Annotated in this window: 21 protein-coding genes; 10 read left to right on the top strand and 11 right to left on the bottom strand. The window is 53.3% G+C overall.

All coding sequences use genetic code 11. The annotated features are described in order from the left end of the window. The first annotated feature begins 268 nt into the window (after positions 1-268). Positions 269-847, top strand: coding sequence for a hypothetical protein (locus LEPIL_RS01885; RefSeq protein WP_002769408.1), 579 nt, complete (start codon positions 269-271; stop codon positions 845-847). A gap of 64 nt (positions 848-911) precedes the next feature. Here the strand turns inward: LEPIL_RS01885 and LEPIL_RS21455 are convergent, their stop codons facing one another. The 3 genes from LEPIL_RS21455 to LEPIL_RS01870 all read right to left on the bottom strand — a co-directional run bounded on the left by LEPIL_RS21455 (position 912) and on the right by LEPIL_RS01870 (position 3005). After that, positions 912-1643 carry an integrase core domain-containing protein gene (locus LEPIL_RS21455; protein WP_052608107.1) on the bottom strand — a complete coding sequence of 244 codons (732 nt, stop codon included), beginning with the start codon at positions 1641-1643 and terminating at the stop codon, positions 912-914. Between the two features lie 93 nt (positions 1644-1736). Next, positions 1737-1991 carry a hypothetical protein gene (locus LEPIL_RS21450; protein WP_143464829.1) on the bottom strand — a complete coding sequence of 85 codons (255 nt, stop codon included), beginning with the start codon at positions 1989-1991 and terminating at the stop codon, positions 1737-1739. 48 nt (positions 1992-2039) lie between these two features. After that, positions 2040-3005: an Rpn family recombination-promoting nuclease/putative transposase gene (locus tag LEPIL_RS01870; RefSeq protein WP_002769407.1), complete on the bottom strand. Its 966-nt coding sequence runs from the start codon at positions 3003-3005 to the stop codon at positions 2040-2042. Between the two features lie 130 nt (positions 3006-3135). On the opposite strand from LEPIL_RS01870, the gene LEPIL_RS01865 reads away from it, so the two are divergent. Then, complete coding sequence (locus LEPIL_RS01865) at positions 3136-3381, top strand: HD domain-containing protein (protein WP_002769406.1); 246 nt, start codon at positions 3136-3138, stop codon at positions 3379-3381. Between the two features lie 25 nt (positions 3382-3406). On the opposite strand, the gene LEPIL_RS01860 is transcribed toward LEPIL_RS01865, so the two are convergent. Further along, positions 3407-4396, bottom strand: a complete 990-nt coding sequence (locus LEPIL_RS01860) for a hypothetical protein (protein WP_143464659.1) — start codon at positions 4394-4396, stop codon at positions 3407-3409. Positions 4397-4575: 179 nt separating this feature from the next. Here LEPIL_RS01860 and LEPIL_RS01855 point away from each other — a divergent pair, with 179 nt between their 5' ends. The 4 genes from LEPIL_RS01855 (at position 4576) to LEPIL_RS01840 (ending at position 7174) form a co-directional block, all read left to right on the top strand. After that, positions 4576-4803 (top strand): DUF167 domain-containing protein, encoded by a 228-nt coding sequence (locus LEPIL_RS01855; RefSeq protein WP_002769404.1) that lies wholly within the window; start codon positions 4576-4578, stop codon positions 4801-4803. Next, the gene (locus LEPIL_RS01850; RefSeq protein WP_002769402.1) at positions 4800-6098 is read left to right on the top strand and encodes an SDR family oxidoreductase; all 1299 of its coding nucleotides are present in this window, start codon (positions 4800-4802) and stop codon (positions 6096-6098) included. Before LEPIL_RS01855 ends, LEPIL_RS01850 begins: the two co-directional genes overlap by 4 nt. Before the next feature lie 14 nt (positions 6099-6112). Further along, positions 6113-6580 carry a DUF2269 family protein gene (locus LEPIL_RS01845; protein ID WP_002769400.1) on the top strand — a complete coding sequence of 156 codons (468 nt, stop codon included), beginning with the start codon at positions 6113-6115 and terminating at the stop codon, positions 6578-6580. A 114-nt stretch (positions 6581-6694) separates the two neighbouring features. Next, the gene (locus tag LEPIL_RS01840) at positions 6695-7174 is read left to right on the top strand and encodes a DUF1564 family protein (RefSeq protein WP_002769399.1); all 480 of its coding nucleotides are present in this window, start codon (positions 6695-6697) and stop codon (positions 7172-7174) included. 67 nt (positions 7175-7241) lie between these two features. Here the strand turns inward: LEPIL_RS01840 and LEPIL_RS21445 are convergent, their stop codons facing one another. Further along, a complete protein-coding gene (locus LEPIL_RS21445; protein WP_002769390.1) occupies positions 7242-10277 on the bottom strand; it encodes a bifunctional diguanylate cyclase/phosphodiesterase in 3036 nt (1011 codons plus the stop codon). An 80-nt stretch (positions 10278-10357) separates the two neighbouring features. On the opposite strand from LEPIL_RS21445, the gene LEPIL_RS01830 reads away from it, so the two are divergent. From LEPIL_RS01830 to LEPIL_RS01820, 3 genes are all read left to right on the top strand, one after another. Beyond that, a complete protein-coding gene (locus LEPIL_RS01830) occupies positions 10358-11242 on the top strand; it encodes an SDR family NAD(P)-dependent oxidoreductase (protein WP_002769388.1) in 885 nt (294 codons plus the stop codon). Between the two features lie 30 nt (positions 11243-11272). Further along, positions 11273-11899 (top strand): 3-isopropylmalate dehydratase small subunit, encoded by a 627-nt coding sequence (leuD, locus tag LEPIL_RS01825; protein ID WP_002769386.1) that lies wholly within the window; start codon positions 11273-11275, stop codon positions 11897-11899. A 63-nt stretch (positions 11900-11962) separates the two neighbouring features. Beyond that, positions 11963-12334, top strand: a complete 372-nt coding sequence (locus tag LEPIL_RS01820; RefSeq protein ID WP_002769384.1) for a hypothetical protein — start codon at positions 11963-11965, stop codon at positions 12332-12334. On the opposite strand, the gene LEPIL_RS01815 is transcribed toward LEPIL_RS01820, so the two are convergent. From LEPIL_RS01815 to LEPIL_RS01800, 4 genes are read right to left on the bottom strand one after another with little or no spacing between them, the layout of a single operon-like run. Then, positions 12314-13066 carry an N-formylglutamate amidohydrolase gene (locus tag LEPIL_RS01815; protein ID WP_002769382.1) on the bottom strand — a complete coding sequence of 251 codons (753 nt, stop codon included), beginning with the start codon at positions 13064-13066 and terminating at the stop codon, positions 12314-12316. The genes LEPIL_RS01820 and LEPIL_RS01815 overlap by 21 nt on opposite strands. Continuing rightward, complete coding sequence (locus LEPIL_RS01810; RefSeq protein ID WP_002769380.1) at positions 13063-14343, bottom strand: carboxylate-amine ligase; 1281 nt, start codon at positions 14341-14343, stop codon at positions 13063-13065. The genes LEPIL_RS01815 and LEPIL_RS01810 overlap by 4 nt, the downstream gene beginning before the upstream one ends. Beyond that, complete coding sequence (locus tag LEPIL_RS01805; protein WP_002769378.1) at positions 14343-15794, bottom strand: RimK family alpha-L-glutamate ligase; 1452 nt, start codon at positions 15792-15794, stop codon at positions 14343-14345. The genes LEPIL_RS01810 and LEPIL_RS01805 overlap by 1 nt, the downstream gene beginning before the upstream one ends. Further along, positions 15791-16513, bottom strand: a complete 723-nt coding sequence (locus tag LEPIL_RS01800) for a C39 family peptidase (protein WP_211208607.1) — start codon at positions 16511-16513, stop codon at positions 15791-15793. Before LEPIL_RS01800 ends, LEPIL_RS01805 begins: the two co-directional genes overlap by 4 nt. Before the next feature lie 153 nt (positions 16514-16666). On the opposite strand from LEPIL_RS01800, the gene LEPIL_RS01795 reads away from it, so the two are divergent. Further along, entirely contained in the window at positions 16667-18118 is a 1452-nt protein-coding gene (locus LEPIL_RS01795) for an IS4 family transposase (RefSeq protein ID WP_002769376.1), read from the top strand. Positions 18119-18256: 138 nt separating this feature from the next. Here the strand turns inward: LEPIL_RS01795 and LEPIL_RS01790 are convergent, their stop codons facing one another. Then, positions 18257-18670, bottom strand: a complete 414-nt coding sequence (locus LEPIL_RS01790) for a hypothetical protein (protein ID WP_002769375.1) — start codon at positions 18668-18670, stop codon at positions 18257-18259. Further along, positions 18667-18984 (bottom strand): hypothetical protein, encoded by a 318-nt coding sequence (locus LEPIL_RS01785; RefSeq protein ID WP_002769374.1) that lies wholly within the window; start codon positions 18982-18984, stop codon positions 18667-18669. Before LEPIL_RS01785 ends, LEPIL_RS01790 begins: the two co-directional genes overlap by 4 nt. Positions 18985-19279: the final 295 nt, after the last annotated feature.

The raw sequence follows: 19279 nt of genomic DNA, 5'->3' as shown, positions 1-19279 counted from the left end.
CTTCGAGAATCAAAGCTCCTACGTAGCCGAGTGCAAATTCGCGCACACGGGAATCGAGGCTGGTTCGAATATAATCCCGAAACTCATCGGCCGCCAGGCTTTGTGTTTGACTGTTTTCTGCCCGTTCGTTCTTCTTCACTTGGAACCCTCCGTAAGGGAATGTGGTTGTTCGGCCCATTTTGGGCCAGGGTTCCGCCTTTTCAAACTCTAACTAAATTCGGGACATAATCGAATTTCGATGAGACTATTATTAATGGGAGTAATAACGATGGGATTCTTGAGTCTGTTCAATTGTAAAACGATTTACCACAAGTTATCCACGGGTGATCACGATAACACTTTTAAGGATGCCCTGATAACGCTGGAGCGTATTCAATCGATACGACCAGGTGTAACGACGCCTCAAGAGCTTGATGACATTTTCGACGGCGTTAGATCAAGTAAGTGGACTTATCAGAAGCCTTTCTGGCTGACTTGGGAGGGAAAGAGATATAAAATTGACAAGTCTCTGTCATATGGGCAAACCATTGCCTATGAACCGAGAGACCTCGGTGGTGGTACGATGCTTCATGGCTGGAAGGAGCTGCGCTTTGTGGCCGGATACTTTTACAAAGACGTTCTTCAGTTCTATATCGTTGCCCATAGTGCCCGTGATGAGCAGGGCAAGGCTATTGATGGTCCGTGGCGAAACTATGATGCCCGTGAGTTGAAGTTTGGATCTTCAAGCGGACTTGCCTGTGAACGGTTAATTTACGAGGTCGTATCGCTGGGGGCTAAACTGGATCGAGACGATCAAGAGGACTTCGACAAATACTGCCGTGATTTGATTATTGAAGAAGGGGAATAGACCCTGCACAATTGCGAAATCTCCATTGGAAGATGGACCGTAGAGCTGACCATGAGGGTTCGCGCTAAATCGGGGGTCGCCTACAAAAATGCATCTCATGCGGCCTTCTCCAGCGGAAAGTATGGAGTCCACGGACTCGCGGAACGGAGATCTGGGGTTGATCGGGAGGCATTTCTGCCCGGGGTCGGCCGTGGGGTGAATCTCTTCCGATCGAGGAATGCGTACGATCTTCATTATAATGACGCATGTATTCTCTGACGAGACTTCTCAGATGAGCTTCTGAGAGAGGGATGATGTGATCGGTGAGCTCTCTTCGAATGGTTCCGACAAATCTCTCAGCGTAAGCGTTCTGCCATGGGCTGTGAGGCGCCGTTCTGAGGGGAGTGATGGAAAGCACGTTTTCCATGAATCGTCTGGAGTAGACAAAGACCGGGTCATTGTCGTGAACAAGGTATCTCGGGATGATGCTTCCGTCAGAGAATGCTTCTTTCAGGTTCTGTCGCAGCCACTGCATATTTGGATGTGCCGTGACGTTAACGTGTAGAATCTCTCTCGTTGCATGGTGGATGATAAAGAAGACATAGAGCGGCGTGAAGTTCCACATCGGTACTACGAAGAAATCCATGGCCTCGATCTGCGATGAATGAAGGTCGAGAAAGTTCTTCCAGTTCCCTCCGGGAGTTTTCGCACGTTTCGGCATATATTTACGTAAGGTATTGATATGCAGTCGATAGCCAGCAGTCTGTAGCTCGCCGAGGATGCGTTCCGGTCCCCAGGTGGGATTCTCTACTGCCATACGGATGATCTCGTCTCTGAGCAGAGAACGTATGGCCGGTCTACCGGACTTCTTTCTTCGCGAGATCCACGTCCAGAAAGATCGATAGGCCTCTCAATGCCATTGGATCACAGTAGCAGGTTTGACGAAGGCAAGAGCATTCTTCCAGAAGGCAGTCGGCAGAAGACCGGCCAGAATGACCCAGAGGATTCGATCAATCTGTCTGATGCGGGGTTTCTGGATCGACCGTTTATAGGCAAGAAGCTGATGTCGCAGCATGAGATTTTCGGCTACGAGATGACGGGAGATGAAGAGCTGTAGAAAAAGCAATAGGGCGCACACAGATATACTGTTTTTATCGGCTGGCATTACGGAGATATCAAAAAACTAAGTATACTTTCAGTCGTCTTGTGTGGATCAGCGTAGCGGTGCCAGCACTTCATCCTTGCTCTTTCCTTCGAGAATAGCCCGGCTTGCTGCTTCGATGAGATCTCTGTTTGAGCAGGCGCGGATGGTATCATTCTCCTGTTTCGAGAGACTGCCGAATCTCCACTCCATCTGTTTGATAAGTAGCTTCTGCTCTCCTTCAAGGAGCCCCTGTTGCATGCCCTGCTGCATACCCTGTGCAAATCCTTCTTCTCTGAGTTTTTGGGCAGCGGTCATAGCTTCCTTCTCCAGTCGTTTCGAGACCGAGGAAAGGATGCTCGCAACTTTCTCGTGCGGCACCTCGCCTCTTGTGAGGACATAAAAGATCAATTTTCTGAGTTTCTCAAGCTTTTTTTGCTCTGAGAAAAAGATCTCAGAGAGCTCGAAAATGTCTCTGAGATTGTCATCAAGACGATCCGTATCAATGGAGCGGATGATCTGTAGAAGCATTTTGACGTAGAGTGTAATAGTTAGCGTCTCAACATCCTGATCACCGAGGTCAAACAGCTCAAATCGGAAATCGGGTAGATAGGGCGCAAAGATCTGTCGCTCCCTATCCGTGAGCTTGAAGTGGGCCGTGAAATCGGTGCCGAGATCCCATGCCTTCTTTCCGTGATAGAAGACGAAGGGAATGACGGGAACGGGCTTATCCTGTCGTTCATAGATACGTGCGAGGTAGGAAAGCAGCTGTGTGAAGATGCGCGGATCTCTTTGCGATTTATGCTCGAATAGCAGATAGATCTTCGCTGGCGATCCACTGGCGGTTTGAATACGGAAGAGGACGTCCGTACGGTATTCCTTCATAGACTCATCGATGAAGGTTCCCTGTTCTACTTCTAGGGTATCAAGATTAAGGACAGCGAGCAGCCCGGGCGGCAGAGTGGATCGGAAGAAAGGAACGGCATCTTCTCTATCAGAGAACGTATCACGAATGATTCTGTCGGGCGTCGGGTCCACGAAAGGAGCTTGGACTGACAGCAAGCGAAGTCAAGAGAAATGAAAGAGCCGTCACGATCGGCCGGTAATTTTTAAGTTGATCGCGCTCTGAGTTTCTCAAGCTTCGTAGAAGCATAATCCGGAGATACCCATGAATATGATTGATCAGGCCCTGGCCATAGCCGTTCGTGTTCATGCAGGACAGGTGGACCGAGGCGGACGGCCTTACATACTGCATCCGTTACGGTTGATGCATCGTTGTCGGTCCGACGAAGAGATGATAGTGGCTCTTTTACACGATACGGTTGAAGATGGCGACATATCCCTGAAAGACTTTGAGCGCTTCCAGAAGTATCATAAGGCGCTTGGTCTGCTGAAGTCTCAGATGAATGACTGACAGATGATGCGTGGCTCTTGCTTTTCTATCCCCCTCCAGCCACCGCCTTACAGCGCCTCTCGATAAACGAATCCATGTCAACGATCGGATACCCTCCGCCGCGCTCGAAGCTGCGAACAAGGCCATAGAAGGCCTGCGGTGTTGCATACATTTCTTCGAGTGACTGAATGCATTCATAGACCTGCTCCGTCTCTTTCACCTGAGACAGCTGCTGTTCACGAGCGATATACAGTCCGTTTCTGTAGGCAACCTGTCCGGTGAACGTCGGCCGATTCGGATAATAGGCCGCCTTGAGTCGCATACCGTCGCTCAGATCAAACTCGCATACAAATCCGCGGATATCGATGGCGGCCATGCTCTGCTCATCTTCAGAGACGGCGATATCGACGATTTCCGCGGGCGTGCTTCTTATGCCCGATGTGAGTATCTCGCGGTCCGGAACGCAGCTCTGTTCTGTACGTGTTCCGTCGGCTTTGATCATCGTGATGCTGCCGTTATGACCGACGAAGATCGCCTTTTCACTGACGGCAAGGCTGTGCCCGGTGCGGATCGCATGCGTCGCCTGAATGCTTCCGTTTTCGCGAGAGAGGATGTAAAGCGCATAACCCGAGGTGACATGAACCGTCCGGTCATCCTTCGAGAAGGCGATGGCAGAGATGGCCGTGTTGAATTCGCTGCGACTCCACAGTGGCCTCTTTGATGCCGAGTCAAAGAGCTGTAGCGAAACATGATAGGCGGAGTAGTTCGCGATGGCAAGCGTCTCGCCGCTGAAAGAATAAGCGGTGGCCGATGTATCACAGTAGGCTGTGGGAATAAACTGAAAGACCGGCGTACAGAGGCCGTAGCCTGTAAGAAGAGATCCGCCGCGGCTGACCTGTTGCGGAGCCGTCATGCCGGGCTGGATGGTGCGCAGACCATCGGGATGAATGGCCCGTCGCTGGTAGAGTTCTGCAATGTAGCATCCGGAGATCAGCGGCAGGGCTACGAAAAACAGAAAACGAAATCTCTGTGTCATAATTGGCGAGAATGTCAGGAAAAGGTTCTGCGTCCACTCCATCTGAGGTGCTGCCAGAGCGTGGGCGATTCTGAGTCTTAAAATCAACAATCCGGCCCTGTGTCTTGCGGAGGAGGGGATGAACCGGAACCGTATCGGATTTCGCTTTCCAGAATGAGCGGCAAACGCAACCAGTAGATGTGCGCCGCTACTCCGTTCATGTGAAACCAAAGTCGTCGAAGCAGGGCGTTCACGTCCTTGAAGACGGCACGCTCGAGGTCAGGGTGCATTCGCCTCCCGAAGATGGTAAGGCAAACGCCGAGCTGATCGAAACGCTTGCCCGTCACCTTGGCGTGAAACGACGACATGTATCGATCGTCAGCGGCGAGACGGCGCGCCATAAAATTATCGAGGTGAGCGACGTATGAAGCCGATGCGCATCTTCCTGATCGGCGGCACCGGCTTCATCGGACGTGCTATCGCCGAACGCCTGCTGGCCGATGGTTATACGTTGCGCCTGTGCGTACGTGATCCCGCCAGACAGCCGGCGCTTGCCGGAGTCGAATATGTGAAGGGCGATTTTAATATTCAAATCACTGACGAAGCCAATGAGAGCGCCTGGCGTGATCAGCTGGCCGGATGCGATGCGGTCATCAATGCCGTCGGAATTATCAGGGAAAGCAAGGATGCTACGTTTGAGCGTCTTCATTATGAAGGCCCGCTCGCCCTGTTTCGTGCGGCGCGATCTCTGAAGATCCGACGTCTGATTCAGATCTCTGCGCTCGGAGCCGACGAGCATGCCGAAACGAAATATCATCTGTCGAAGCGCAAGGCCGATGAGGCGTTGCGCAAGCTCATCCCCTCTGCCGTGATCCTGCGCCCCTCTCTTGTGATCGGTCCGGGCGGCAAGAGCACGAAGCTTCTTGCTCTGCTTGCGACGTTACCGCTTCTGCCGTTGCCCGGCGGCGGCCGCTTCTTGCTGCAGCCGTTGCGTATTGAGGATCTTGCGGCCGGTGTGTCGTCGCTCATCGCAAAGTGGCCTTCGCGCGGAGTCACCGTCGACGTTGCCGGTCCCGAGGTCGTGACGATGGCGCAGATGCTTCAGTCTTTTCGACGGAATGCCGGATTTGCCGCGGCTTATCTGATAGGCATTCCTATGTCATGGATGCGGGCCGTTGCACGATGGGGAACAGGCATCGTGAACGAAGAGACGTTACAAATGCTTGAGCGCGGCAATACGGGCGATGCGCGGCCGTTTGAAAGGCTCACAGGCCTTACGATGAGATCTGCTCTTGCTTTGCCGGCCGGAACGTTGTATGAGGCAGCGTTATCCGTCATCAGGCCCATGCTGCGCTACAGTATCGCGTTCGTGTGGATCTGGACGGCCATCGTGACTGCGTTTCTGTACGAGCCCGCTATCAGTATGTCGTGGTTGAAACAGTCCGGCGTGCCTGACGGTTTGCTTGTTCTGTTTCTGTATGGCTCCTGTCTGTTTGACCTTGTACTCGGTCTGATGCTCTTTAGCCGATATCGTCGCATATCTTACGGTTTTCAGCTGGCCGCTGTGGCGTTTTATACGCTGGTGATAGCGTTTCGAATTCCGGAGCTTCTTCTGCATCCGCTCGGTCCAATCTCAAAGAACATCCCTCTGCTTGTCTTGACTGCCGTCGGATGGCTTTTCGACGGCGATGATTCTTCAGACAGGCTAAGGCCAGAGCGATAACGAGAGCGAGAGCGATGATCTTCCTGATAGTAAAGCTGGTTCATATTTTGAGCGCCACGTTCTTATTCGGGGCCGGTGCAGGATCGGCCTACGCGCTGATGAGAGCCCATCGAACCGGTGATCTCAACGTTATTCAAACAACCCTGAAACAGATCATTCACGCCGATTGGATCTTCACGGCTCTGGCTGGTGTTGTTCAGCTTGCAACAGGGCTTATCATGGTCTGGCTTGTGCGTTATCCGATTTTAAGCGGATGGGTCTTCGTCTCGTTAATCCTCTTCGTCGTCGCCATGGCCTGCTGGATTCCGGCCGCCATGCTTCAGTACCGCATGCTGGCCGCTGTGACGCACGCTCTTGCGCATGGGCTGAGTGCCAGCAGAGAGTACGGCCGGCATTTCTTTATCTGGGCGAGTCTCGGTATTCCGGCATTCTTCTCGATGCTGGGCATCTTCTATCTGATGGTATTTCGGCCGCCGCTCTGAATCGTTGTTTCTTGCTGGTTTTTGGTTGCGGACGATTGCTGCCGAATCGATCATATTTTTTCCTGTCTGACTGGATTTTTCTGTCAATTCAGCCTTTTCCCGACCGGGATCAGTATGAACGAACAGACACGCATTGATCGGGAGCCCTATTACCGTTCCCGCTCCACTTTGTTGATTCCCGAAGCGTATTTCAAACGGTTCTTCTGGCGCAGCCCTTACATTAAAGTGAGTCACTGGGCTCTTTCATCCTATCTCGGCAGTCTGATGAATGATCCCGGGCTCGAGTATAAGTTAAATTTTCTGGAAACGGGCAAATGGAAAAAACAGTATCAGGACGAGGGACAGAGCCTGGTCCGCGTGAACTTTTATCCTGATGATCGGGATTGGGGGAGGCTTTCGGCGATTTCGAATGCTACGGGTTTTTCCCGCTGCTATATCTTTGTTTATCTGATGCTGATCGCTATGGGGGTGATTACCCTTGAGAATGGAGGAACTCAACCAGTTTGGGTGAGGGGGCACTGGAATCCTGTAGTAATTTCCTCCATTAACGTCGATGCTGTCACCAGAAAACTCACGAGACTCCTGCAAACATAGCACCCGACCCTCCCGAACACTCGAGCAACCGCAACATTTTACCGGCACACCAGTTGCTGGTGACCGATCATTGGTCCGACTTCTTCTGCTCTGCAAAAATCTGATCGGCCGGTACAGGCCTCCCCGTATAATAGCCCTGAAATCGCCGGCAACCGAGTTCAATCAGCGTTTTCTGTTGATCGTCGGTTTCCACTCCTTCGGCAATCACGGTCATCTGTAGATGCTCGGCAATTGTAACGATGGTGCGGATGATGGCCCGGCTGAAATCGTTACTGACGGCATCGCGCGTAAAAGAGCGATCAATCTTAATTTCATAGAGAGGCAGCCTCTTCAGATAGGTCAGAGAGGAATAGCCTGTGCCGAAGTCGTCGACCGAGAAGCGGATGCCGGTAGCGCACAGATCCTCCATCTTCTCAATGCTCTCTTCAAGGTTATCAAGAAAGACGCTTTCGGTGATTTCGAGAAGCAGGCTGCCCGGATCGACACCTGTTTCAGCAAGCGCATCCTGCACATCCTTTACAAAGTAAGGATCGCGAAACTGACGTGCGCTGATATTCACGGCCATTGTTCCCTGAAACCCCTGCGCCTTCCATATTTGCAGCTGCCCGCATGCCATTCTCAGAATCTGTCGTCCGAGCGGAACGATTAACCCCGTTTCCTCTGCGATGCCAATATATTTATCGGGTCCAAGCGTGCCCATAGTCGGATGTTGCCAGCGCAACAGGGCCTCCAGCCCGACGGTGCGGCCTTCTGTATCGACCTGCGGCTGATAGTGCAGAGTGAATTCCTGTCCCTGAATGGCCCTGTGCAACTCCTGCTCCATGGACAGACGAAACTCCGCCATGCGCTGCATCTCAGGATGAAAGAAACGATATCCGTTTCTGCCCTCCATCTTCGTGCGATACATGGCCGTGTCGGCCTCACGGATCACATCTTGCGGGGATTGATCGTATCGCGGAAGCACGGTGACACCGATAGACGGGGTGAGATTGAACGTATTCTGGCCGACGATGCACGGCGGTTGTAGCGTTAACTGCACCTGCTCGGCGACCGATTGCGCCTGCTTTGCCGCTTCGTCGGGAGAATCGGCCAGATCGAAGAGCAGAATAACGAATTCATCGCCGCCCAGACGGGCGACGGTATCTTCTTCGCGTAAACGTGCGCGTAGACGACGGGCCACCTCGCGAAGTATTTCGTCTCCTGTATCGTGTCCGTACGAGTCGTTGACGTGCTTGAAGTTATCGAGGTCGAGATAGAGCAGGGCACCGAAACGATTGCGTCGTCGCAGAAAGGCCATCTCATGCTCGAGATGGTCGAGCAGAAGACGTCGGTTTGCGAGGTCTGTTAACGGATCGTAGTAAGCAAGCTTCTCTATCTCGGCCTCTCTTTCGATGTTGTAGAGACTGTAAGCGATATCGCCGGCAACCTCGCCGAGAAGACCGATCTCTTCTTCGTTGAATTGAAGCGAGTCGTCGGTATAAACGTTCATCAATCCATATTTGACATCGGCGTGCACGAGGGGGATTGCAAGCGAACTGTGAATGCCGAAGCGTGCGGCGCGATCCTTCCACGGCGCGAATGCGGGATCGGACGTCACATTCGAAGTCAGAACGGTCTTTCCCGTCGCCCACGCCCTTCCCGATGGGCCGAGGCCTGTAACGCTTCCGTCGATCGTAATGGTTAAACCGTCTGTATAACCGGACCCTTCACCGGCGACGGCGGCGACCTCGATGTGTTTGGCTTCCCTGTCGGGCAGACCAATCCAGATTACCCTGTAACCGCGGTTCTGCACAAGGATGTTACACGATTCTTTGAGAATGATCTCACGATCCCGCTCTCGCGTGATCAGCTGATTGATCTGCCGTATGGAGTGTAGAAGTCCGTTCAGGTGTAGAATGCGATTGCTTGCCTGTTTGCGATCCGTGATATCTCGCACAACTCCCTCGACGGCGACGGTATTCCCCTGTTCGTCTTTGAGAGTGACCTGACGCAATTCCGCCCAGTGAAGATGCCCTTTGCGATCGAAGATGCGAAACTCAGCCTCCTGCACTTTTTCAGAGGAGGAGCGGATGCGAGCGATGATTTCATGATCTTCGGGATGGATGAGCTCGATCAACAATGCAGGGTTCGACGTAAAATCCGAAGGAGTATAACCGAGAAATTCAGTGACGGAAGGGCTCATGAATTCAAGCCCGGCGTTCGAGCCCCTGCGAGCTCTGTAGATGATGTCTCGCGTGCGTTCGAGAAAGAGCCGGAATAACGTATCCTGTTCGATCTGTTGCTTGAGCAGAAGCGTCTGTCGTTCAATAAGAGATGTGAGAAAGAAGGTGATGATTGCAAGGAATGCAAGATAGATACGAAGCGAGGCGGGTTGGTTTGCAAAGGGGCCTTCATTCAACGCCGTGCCGGGGAAGGCGGCGAGGCCCAGAAGTAACATGGCCGCCGCTCCCGAGAAATCTCCCATACGTAATGCGATCCAGATCACAAGCATGGCGGGCAGGTAGGCGTACGGTAGCGGTAGAAACGGAACGATATTATCGAAGAAGACGACGGGTAACGAAAGCACAAATACCGTCGTGACGGCTACACGTTCCCAGAGGCCTGCGTCGCCCGAGAACCGACTTGATCGACTCCATAGAAGAAGCGGCAGTCCCGGAAAGAGGACGCCGGTAAAGACGCGCATATACCATTCGATCCATCCGACATCATTCGTAAGAAAGCGCAGCGTCGTGCCGACGGGCAGTGCGATCAGAAAGGCAAGCATGAAGCGACGCCACATGTGGTCTTCGCGGCTGATCTTCAGATGGTTATGGCGGTACACAAGAGGAAGAACCGAAACGATCGATGCCAGACCCGAGGCAAGGCCGTGCAGTGTACTGTGGCCGGTGATCAAGAAGGCGGAAAGCTCGCCCAGAACAACGGCAAAGCTCATGGAAAGCCCGTATCGAAAAAGGAAGCTGAAGGCCAGGCCGGCGGGAATCCAGAAAAACGGACGGTCTGGCTGTAGCGTGAGCAATCCTGCTCCCGTAACAAGAGTCGCTACAAAGAGAAAGAGCGACGGAATGGAAAGCAGAAGGCGGACTTCCCTGAGCAAACTGGCCATCGCTGACACTTTACGACGCGTATCGAAAAAAGGATAGCACGATTTGCATTCGCATCTGCATTGTCGTACAGGTACGGATCATGAATATAGAGAAGCAAAAACACACGAGAGAACGAAAGGAAGAGCAAGGGCAAAAAATCGTCGTCATAACCGGAGCGGCCTCCGGACTCGGACGCGAAGCGCTCGAAATGCTCGCCCGCTCCGATCAGGTCAGACTTATCGTGGCCGTTGTGCGAAATTCGTCTCTGCAAGATCTGGCCGCCTCTCTTGAAGAGCAGGGCATCGCTTCGTATGTTCGACTGGAAGCCGTGGATCTTGCCGAGCCGCAGTCCATCGATCTTTTGATCGGCCGCCTGAGCGACCTGCCGCGCGTGGACGTTCTTATAAATAATGCCGGCCTTTTTATGGATCGGCGCGAAAGCAATTCCATCGGTATAGAGAAGCAAATGATGGTCAATTACTTCGCCCCGAGGCGGCTGACTCTTGGACTGTGGGATCTGCTTCTGCGTTCCTCTCGTCCGCGTGTGCTCAATCTTACGTCACGTCTGCATCGTCGCGGAAGCATCGATCTCGAGCGCTTTGCCAGTCAGACGGAGTCGCAGGACAGCATCACCTATTCCGGAGCCGCAGAGTATGCGAATTCCAAGCTGGCGCTGACGGCCTGGACCTGCGGTCTTGCACGCCGAATGGGAGGCAGGGCTACGCTCATCAGCCAGCACCCAGGCGTGTACGCGACGGGCATCACCCGCCGTCTGGCCGCTCCTCTGCGCTTTCTCTGGAATGTCTTTATTTCGGACCCTGAGAAGGGAGCCCGCTTTATTGTGGAAGCGGCTTTGAAGCCTGAAATCGCATCAGGCAGCTACCTTGATCGGGATCGTCTTTCGCGTCCGGCAGCTCTTGCGCTTGACCAGGCCTTTCAGGACAAACTCGAAGAGGCGACGGAGCGCCTGCTGCCAACCACTTGACACTGCTCCGACCTTGAATTTTTTGAAGATATGGAAAGCCTGCGTATTCACAGGGGCCTGGCCGCCCTTCTTGACCGAGCCAACGTCGATACCGACCAGATCATCCCCAAGCAATTTCTGAAAAAGATCGAGCGCACGGGATTTGGAAAGCATCTGTTTCACGACTGGCGTTTTCTCGACGACGCAGGCGAGAAAGAGAATCCCGACTTCGCTCTCAACCAGAAGCGCTATCGGAATGCGACCATTCTCGTCACCCGCGAGAACTTCGGATGCGGCTCCAGCCGTGAGCACGCTCCCTGGGCGCTTCTGGATTATGGCTTTCGTATCATCGTCGCTCCGTCATACGCCGACATCTTCTTTAATAACTGCTTTAAGAACGGCATGCTTCCGATCGTTCTGCCCACCGCTCAGATCCAGGAGCTTTTCGAGTTCATCGAAGCGAACGAAGGCGCTGAGCTTGAGGCCGATCTCGAAAAGCAGGAGCTTCGCGTCGTCAACGTTCCGAAGGCCTATCGTTTCGAAGTGGAGCCCTTCCGTCGCGAATGTCTGCTGAACGGATGGGATGACATCGGTCTGACGCTGCGTAACGAAGGGGCGATCAGCTCGTTCGAGAAGAAATACGCCGAACAGTATCCGTTTCAGCTCGTCTCAAAATAAAAGCGCGAGCGATGCGAGCCCGAGCGGATGCTCATTGCCGCTGCTCCCGGCCGGAGGTGATCTGTGCGACTGTTGACGAACCTTCTTGTTCTTTCGATCACGCTTTCGATGGTTTCGACTCTTGTGTCTTGCGTGAGTGGCTACAGCGAACGCATTCCGACGGGCGTGCAGAGGCTGGACGCACCTGACGGAACGATCCGGCTGGTAGCCACGGCCATGGCATCGGCTAACTCCATCGAAAAAGACAGCACGGCGATGATGCAGACGACGTCAAGAGAGGCGGCACGGCTCATGCTTGTGGCCGAGCTCGACCGACCGCAGTACGCTCGCATAAAAGATCGGTTTGAGATGAACGAGGCCGAGTTCCTCGATCGCGGACGTTACTGTCGCATGATCGCAGTCTATCGTCCGCCATCAACGCCGCATGGCAAATAAAAGGCTGCGCTCTACGAGGTTTTTGATCTCATCCGGGAATACCCTGAATCCTTCTCCAGTTCCCTGTATCTGCGTCAGAAGACGTTGATTGATCTCGATTTCAAATCCGATATAGCGATCCGCTGAAAAGAGGCGTCGCATCGCCGTCGTGCAGCCGTCGGCCGTGCCGCGGTAAGGGTCGTTCCGTCCGGTCTGAATGGGTAGCGCCCGCTCCGTCGACTCCTGTTTTAGCGTATCGATCCATAGGTCAGCAAAGGTTCTCTCGGTTTTACGGCGCGGATCATAAAGCAGGGCAATATCGGGACGTCTGACCTTTCCGTTCAGAACAGGCGTAAACGAATGCACGGACAGATGCACCACGGTTTTCCCGGCAGCGATGCGGCTCTTTAATGCCTCAATGATGCCTGTGCGGTAGGGACGGTGGTACTCTGCGATGAGACGCGATTTCTTATCCGAAGGTAGGTTTCGCGTGAAATCCGAGAAGAGAGCCCTGTGTGTTTCAGAGCGATTGAGATCGATGAGAAGACGGCTTGCCGTTCCTGCATGAAAGCAATCCCGGCGCTTTATGGATAACCTTTCTCTCAAGAAGAGCGCTAAATCGAGAACTCCTTCGTCAAAGCCGCGGTGGCTGTTTAGGGCGCGCTCTGCCTGTGACGAGCGGAAGCAGTCGAGAAAATCGGGAGGAATGTCGGCGACGGCATGCTCGCAGCTGATGAGAATCTCGCATTTCATGGATGGTGCGGCGGAAGCGGACGATTCTCGGTAAGACAACGGGCCAGATATCCGTAGAGAACGCGCAGCCGCGAAGGGTCGAGCTCATATGTATCGCTCTGCATGTACTGAATCATGCGTTCGGCCGGCGAGCCATGATCGAGAAGAAACTGTATACGTTCTGCGAAACCACCCTCATTAAAGGCTTCGCCGCCGCAAAGCGATGAGAATTCCGGCAAGAGCGTATCAAGCATGCGCTGAAGCAGAGCACGCACAGAAACGGCCTCGGTCAGGCCGAATCCGGCAAGGATCTCTTCGTTGGTGATAACGGCGTGGCGTCCGGTTCGCATAACGTCGTTCAGCAGATCGGCAAGCGCCTGCGTGCGAATACGCTTTACGGCAGGCAGAGCAGCGAAGCGCTCTTCGCAGATCGCCTTTGCCATAAGAAAAACGAAGGCAGCCGTCGCAATATCCATTCCGGGGCATTCCTGTATGTCCATCGTGCGGATCTCGATGGCCATACGATCGAAGCGGGCGATGGCTCCGCGCGAATTCAGCCATTCTCCGCGCAGAATGCCGTCGGGATCATACGGAGCGATGTCGTTATACATCTTTTCGAGAATCAGATCGTGATATTCCTGCATCGTAAAGACGGGCTCTGGGATGACGTCACCGGTAATGGACGGGATGCGACTCTGATTTGTTCTATAGTATTCAAGTCGTGTATCGAGAAAGGGAGTGCGACGCGATTCAAGAAAGGGCGAAGAGGCGCACAGAGCCGAAAGCACAGGCAACAGAAGACGAATGGCGGCATGCAGCCGGCCGAATTCCTCATCGTTTGCGAAGGGCAGATTGAGATGCATGCTCTGCAGATTCGACCAGCCATGGCCGGTGCATCCGAAAACCCGGTCGTAGGTCGCATAGATCTCGCCGGCGCCATGAGGCCACAGACGCATCTCTTTTTCGGGATTAAAAAATGGATGGGCCGAGGTGCCGAGCAGCATGCACGGCGGATCTCTTTCACTGAGAATCGCGCTGGCCTTATCGATCGAGCGCACGATGTCGGCTTCGGCGGCCGCAAGGTCGGCCGTCGGCTCGGCCGTTTTCATCTCAAGCACATGCAGCACCAGCTCGTTCGACCATCCCGTCGAGGCTACGGTGATCTCGTCAGGCCACTCTTCATCGTTATCCGAAGCGGCCTTGAGCAGCTCGTCGGCGATAGGAGCGGCCACAAGATCGTCTTTGCGGACGATCATGTATTCCAGTTCGATTCCACAGGCCTCGAAAAGATGCAGCATCAGTGCGCCTTCTTGCGATGTTCTATGCGGCGTAAAAACGACCGCATGATCGTCAGATAAAGCTCTTCTTTCAGATGATCGTCTTCGACACCGGCCTCAACGCTCGGATTATCGTTGATCTCGATAACATAGGCCTTTCCGTTCACCTCTTTTAAATCGACGCCATAGAAGCCGTCGCCGATCAGATTGCTCGCCTCAAGCGCCGTCTTGAGTACGAAATCGGGTACGCGATAGAGCGGCAGGGTTTCGGTCTTTCCCCAGTTGCGTCCCGTCTGATTCCAGTCATAGATCTGCCAGTGACCGCGAGCCATGAAATACCGGCAGGCAAAAAGCGGCTGTCGATCGAGAATGCCGACGCGCCAGTCGTAGTCGGTCGGTAAAAATTCCTGCGCAAGCAGCAGGTCGCTCTTTTCAAACATCGGAGGCAGGCGCTCTTCCCATTCGCCGGCATCATGTACCTTCACGACGCCGACCGAGAACGAAGAATCGGGCAGCTTGATAACGGTCGGGAAGCGCAGCGAATCGCAGAGCTGTCTGTAGTTATCTTTGTGAATGATAATCGTTTGCGGCGTGGGGATCTTCTCGCGCTGCAGAAGCTCGGCAAGAAAGACCTTATTCGTGCATTTCAGGATCGATTCAGGATCATCGATTACGACAAGACCCATCGTCTCGGCAAGACGGGCGAAGCGATAGGTATGGTGATTCACCGCCGTCGTCTCGCGAATGAAAAGGGCGTCGAATTCGGCGAGACGATTCATATCGTCGGGAAAGATGATCTCCATCTTGAAGCCGATCTTTTCTCCGGCGCGAACAAAACGATCGAGCGCCTTTTGATCAGACGGACTCGAACGTTCGTCGGGATTGATCAGAATGGCAAGATCGTAATGCGTATGCGCCGAAGGCTTCGTATAACGCTTCTTCTGCGACATATACTCGCCGGCGAACTGGGCGATAAAGGGCTTATGGTCGTCGGGAACCTCGTTCACGCTGAGAATGGAAATACCCGTAATGATCCAGGACTTACGATTCTCGAAACGCACGCGAAAAAGAGGCATCTTCAGAATACCGAAAAGCTCGCGGGCAAGCTTCTCATGCCGACGGGCGACGTTCTGCCCGAAGTACACCGAAAGCTCGAAAGAATCGGAGTGGATCTCGGCCAGGCCTTTCTGTATCGTATCGTGTAGCCGCTGCGTGATCTGTTTCAGAACCTTCATCGAACGAAAGTCCTGAATCTTCATTACCTCGGGAAGCACGCGATGACCGCGTGCCGCGGCAAGCAGACTCACATAATAACCCAGCGACTGATAGCGATAATGACGGCTCAGGTTAAGCACGTAGGTTTTACGGTCGTCCAGATAATCCGGATTCGTCAGATAAGAACGCGCCGTTACGGTTTCAAAGGGCGCATCGGGCAGGTCTCCCTTTTTATCGACTACGATAATGGTTTTCATTTTTCCAGGATGAGCAGGTTCGCGTCAAACGTGACGATGCCAAGCATGATGGCGTTGATCAAACGACCGGCGCCCACCGTGTAGGTGTTATCCTTCATACCGGGATGAAGAGGATAGGGATCTTTCACTACGATACGACCGTTGCGATCATATCCGCTCAGCACGACGAAGTGGCCGGATGGATCTCCGCCGATATCGTCGTCGACGACCGTATCGGCATCGTCGGCCCTTTCGCGCATCGATCCGTTCAGATAGGTCGCCGAAAGACCGGTGATGATCGGCAGCCGGCGTTTGAAAATCGAGCGCAGCAATGAGGCCGACAGGTTCTGAAAACGCAGACGTCCTCCGGCTTCCAGAAATTTCAGGTATTGAGGCGTCGCCTGTTGAATCTTAGAATGTGAACGTTTTACTTTTGCCTGAGCCTGGAGCTTCGCCGCAATATCGACCCCTTTCTGAAACCACGTCGGATCAAAGATCTTCAGGTTGTAGGTGAAGATCGTGGCCCGGTAGCCGCGAGAAAGCGCGTGATTGGCCAGCATGACGGCAAGGGTTCCGCCTTCTTTCAGGAAAAGGACTTCCCGAGCAAGGTCGCCAATGGGCGGAGGGGATTTTTCGTAGAAAGAATATACGGCGTGCAGGCAGGTAATGCCGCATGTTGTATCGTCTGGCTGCGTCGAGATGCGCACATCCAGGGGGTCTTCGGACTGCTTCCGCTTCACAATGTCCTCATAGCGTCTTAAGTATGACTTTCTCCACTGTGCCAGAAAGTCCAGCGCAATAAGAACGGGGCGCACCGCATCCCTCACCCCGCGCATATCCTTACCCAGAAGTATTTCTCCTTGTACTGTTTTTGAGCCCGCGCAATATGTCGCATGAAGAAACGACAGCAGAGTGCTCAGGAACCACAGGAGCTGGATAGCGAAGTAGCCAATTGGGGGGCGCAGGAATTCGCCAGTGCAAATATCGGTGATGCGCGTTTGAACGCCAGACTCATTGCTGTCGCTGAGGCTTTCATGCAGAAGCCGGGTGCGTCTGTTCCAAAGGCGTCGGCAAGCTGGGCGGGTGCGAAAGGAGTGTATCGGTTCTTTGACAACGGCAAGGTGAACTCACAGAATATTTTAAGTCCGCATACAGAGTCTACGAAGCAAAGGATCGAGGGTCGAGAGCTTGTTCTTGCGATTCAGGATACATCGACGATTGACTATAGCACTCGTGACGCTACCGACGATATTGGACCGGCCGGCAATCGCCTTACAAGAGGACTTATGCTTCATCCCACTCTTGCCGTTACTCCCGAAGGCACACCGCTCGGAATACTGGATCTACAAATCTGGAATAGACCTGACAACACATGGTCTTCTGAACTCACACGTGAGGAAAGAAGAAATACTCCTCTCGAAGACAAAGAGAGCATGAAATGGATAAACAGCTACCGCAAGGTCTGTGAGATTCAAAAGGAGATGAATGATAAAGTTCACTTCGTAAACGTCTGCGATCGCGAAGGAGATATGTATGATCTCTTCCTTGAACATCATAAACTATCTACAGAAAATCCGCCTGATTTGCTTGTTCGAGCTGCAAAAGACCGCAAATTGGCCGGGGATTCGGGCTTTTTGTGGGATTTCATGGAGTCCATAGATGTATTCGGTGAGTATGATATTCAGGTTCAAAGAAAGGTGGGTAAGAAAGCAAGAGAAGCAACGCTGCAAATACGCTTCTCAAAGATAACAATGCGACGGCCTTTTCACCGATATCCTGTGAAAGAGAATCCATCTTTCGATCTCTATGCAGTATATACATGCGAAAAAAATCCACCGCAAAAGGAAGAGGGGATTTCATGGATGCTGCTCACCACAATGCCGGTTCTCACTTTCGAAGAAGCCGTTGAGAAGGTGGAATGGTACACCGATCGCTGGATCATTGAGACTTTCTTCAAGGTCCTCAAATCTGGATGCAAGATTGAAAACCGACAGATGAAGACCGGAGCTCGACTGATGTCATGCATCACAGTCGATAGCATCATCGCATGGAGAATCCTTTTCCTGACATTCATAGGCAGGGAACTTCCAGACCTCTCCGCAGAAATTGTTTTTGAACCACACGAATGGCAGAGCCTGCACTGTCGGATCAACAATACATCCGAACTCCCAAACACGGTTCCTTCTCTCTATACCGTCATGATTCAGATTGCGAGGCTCGGTGGTTTCCTTGCAAGAAAGAGCGATGGATTCCCGGGGCCGATCACCATATTCCAGGGGATGCACGTCCTCTACGATATGGCCGCCGTCTACAAAATCCTCCGCCCAGAGACTACTTCTGGGTAAGGATATGCACCCCGCGGGTGGTGCTTTGCTGTCTGTGTTGAGCACCAGGCCGGGTTCGGGTGGGCGCGCCCCGTTCGGATAGGGGGCCGCTCCGCACTCCTGCTCCGCTATGCAGGGGGATCGGGCGGGCTGGAATGGTTAGACGGGAGCAGGCCGCAGCGGGTGGTGCTTTGCTGTCTGTGTTGAGCACCAGGCGGGGTTCGGGTGGGCGCGCCCCGTTCGGGTAGGGAGCCGGTTGCGCCAGGCGCCGCCGCTCCGCAGTCCTGCTCCGCTTTCGTTTGTCGTCGATACGGTTTGTTTGTTTTCTACAGGCGTTGCCGGTTCGCACCAGATCTCGGTCGGAGTGTTCATCATAAAGCGGACCCTTACGATGCGACCGCCGTTGCACAGAGGAGTGAGGTCTTCTTCGTCTGCAAAACCCGATGCGCGCATCTTGCGTGGAACGGAAACCTTCTCGATGCGGCTTTCATCTTGCGGCGTCGCCAGTCTTACGTCGAAGATTGAGCAGCTGCCGAGAAAGATGGCAAACGGCAGGTATCGTAGCGCTTTCATTCTTCACACTCCACGCCCACCATGTGCGGGCAAACCAGGCCTAACGTGGCGCCGCAGACTAACCCATCCATGGCGCTATCGTACATATTGATCATACGAATGCGACTGCCCGGGCAGAGCCGCTCCGGACTGATCTCGGTTTCGATCGGCACGAACCAGAGCAACGTGAAAATCTTCAACTCAATGATCTCGGGCTGACGCGGTTTGTCGCTTTCGAGAACGACATATTTATGGCTGAAGCAGCCCGTGAATAAAGAAAGAAGCGTAAGCAGCAGCAGAGCATTCAAGGAATTACTGGTGGTACGGAGACGCATATCGTAAAAGCATTTTACGGGATAACTCTGGACGCAAGTGTTTTTTACAGATGATACGATGAGGCGAGAGAACGGCATTCTGTGAGCGCAAATCTACCCGCTAATGCTTCCCCTGATTCTGTGGAGCGCTCCGCATTAGGGGCGATGCTTTTGATTACGATCTTTGGAATCAGAGGCAGGTCGGACTTTCGGTTGCATTTGTTTTTTTCTTCCATCGATAGGAGGCAGGCAGATAGGGCCACCTTATCGAAGGCATTGCATTCTGTCGGTGTTGCCACGCCGGCTTGCATCATGC

This window comes from Leptonema illini DSM 21528, assembly GCF_000243335.1.
In the GTDB taxonomy this organism is placed as follows: Bacteria; Spirochaetota; Leptospiria; order Leptospirales; family Leptonemataceae; genus Leptonema; species Leptonema illini.
The sequence above is the reverse complement of the archived record's forward strand: the minus strand, read 5'-3'. Positions and strand labels throughout refer to the sequence as shown.

Excerpts from the sequence above, each read along its gene's own strand:
- LEPIL_RS01885 (WP_002769408.1), top strand. The coding sequence starts at position 269 with ATGGGATTCTTGAGTCTGTTCAATTGTAAAACGATTTACCACAAGTTA.
- LEPIL_RS21455 (WP_052608107.1), bottom strand. The coding sequence starts at position 1,643 with ATGGCAGTAGAGAATCCCACCTGGGGACCGGAACGCATCCTCGGCGAG.
- LEPIL_RS21450 (WP_143464829.1), bottom strand. The coding sequence starts at position 1,991 with ATGCCAGCCGATAAAAACAGTATATCTGTGTGCGCCCTATTGCTTTTT.
- LEPIL_RS01865 (WP_002769406.1), top strand. The coding sequence starts at position 3,136 with ATGAATATGATTGATCAGGCCCTGGCCATAGCCGTTCGTGTTCATGCA.
- LEPIL_RS01860 (WP_143464659.1), bottom strand. The coding sequence starts at position 4,396 with ATGACACAGAGATTTCGTTTTCTGTTTTTCGTAGCCCTGCCGCTGATC.
- LEPIL_RS01850 (WP_002769402.1), top strand. The coding sequence starts at position 4,800 with ATGAAGCCGATGCGCATCTTCCTGATCGGCGGCACCGGCTTCATCGGA.
- LEPIL_RS01845 (WP_002769400.1), top strand. The coding sequence starts at position 6,113 with ATGATCTTCCTGATAGTAAAGCTGGTTCATATTTTGAGCGCCACGTTC.
- LEPIL_RS01840 (WP_002769399.1), top strand. The coding sequence starts at position 6,695 with ATGAACGAACAGACACGCATTGATCGGGAGCCCTATTACCGTTCCCGC.
- LEPIL_RS21445 (WP_002769390.1), bottom strand. The coding sequence starts at position 10,277 with ATGGCCAGTTTGCTCAGGGAAGTCCGCCTTCTGCTTTCCATTCCGTCG.
- LEPIL_RS01830 (WP_002769388.1), top strand. The coding sequence starts at position 10,358 with ATGAATATAGAGAAGCAAAAACACACGAGAGAACGAAAGGAAGAGCAA.
- leuD (WP_002769386.1), top strand. The coding sequence starts at position 11,273 with ATGGAAAGCCTGCGTATTCACAGGGGCCTGGCCGCCCTTCTTGACCGA.
- LEPIL_RS01815 (WP_002769382.1), bottom strand. The coding sequence starts at position 13,066 with ATGAAATGCGAGATTCTCATCAGCTGCGAGCATGCCGTCGCCGACATT.
- LEPIL_RS01810 (WP_002769380.1), bottom strand. The coding sequence starts at position 14,343 with ATGCTGCATCTTTTCGAGGCCTGTGGAATCGAACTGGAATACATGATC.
- LEPIL_RS01805 (WP_002769378.1), bottom strand. The coding sequence starts at position 15,794 with ATGAAAACCATTATCGTAGTCGATAAAAAGGGAGACCTGCCCGATGCG.
- LEPIL_RS01795 (WP_002769376.1), top strand. The coding sequence starts at position 16,667 with ATGAAGAAACGACAGCAGAGTGCTCAGGAACCACAGGAGCTGGATAGC.
- LEPIL_RS01790 (WP_002769375.1), bottom strand. The coding sequence starts at position 18,670 with ATGAAAGCGCTACGATACCTGCCGTTTGCCATCTTTCTCGGCAGCTGC.
- LEPIL_RS01785 (WP_002769374.1), bottom strand. The coding sequence starts at position 18,984 with ATGCGTCTCCGTACCACCAGTAATTCCTTGAATGCTCTGCTGCTGCTT.